Below are 321 nucleotides of genomic sequence, written 5' to 3'. Positions count from 1 at the left end.
GATCGGAGTGGTGCCACCGACCCGGTAAAATTCACCATCGGCCAGTACTCGTAACAATCGGGTCTGGGTTTCGGATGGCATATCACCGATTTCATCGAGAAACAGGGTACCGCCGTTGGCTTGTTCAAAACGGCCGCGACGCTGCCCGCCAGCTCCGGTAAAGGAGCCTTTTTCGTGGCCAAACAATTCCGATTCAATCAGGTCTCGTGGAATGGCCGCCATATTCAGGGCAATAAACGGTTCAATTGCCCGCGGGCTATGCTTGTGCAAGGCATGGGCAACCAGTTCTTTACCAGTACCGGATTCGCCATTGATCAGTAC

At 53.9% G+C, this 321-nt stretch carries 1 protein-coding gene; it reads right to left on the bottom strand.

The features are described 5' to 3' along the window. Positions 1 to 321, bottom strand: a 321-nt coding sequence (locus Q4563_RS18180; protein ID WP_303605501.1) for a sigma 54-interacting transcriptional regulator, incomplete at both ends; no start/stop codon positions are given.

The sequence above is a fragment of the Gilvimarinus sp. 1_MG-2023 genome (assembly GCF_030548285.1).
The sequence above is the reverse complement of the archived record's forward strand: the minus strand, read 5'-3'. Positions and strand labels throughout refer to the sequence as shown.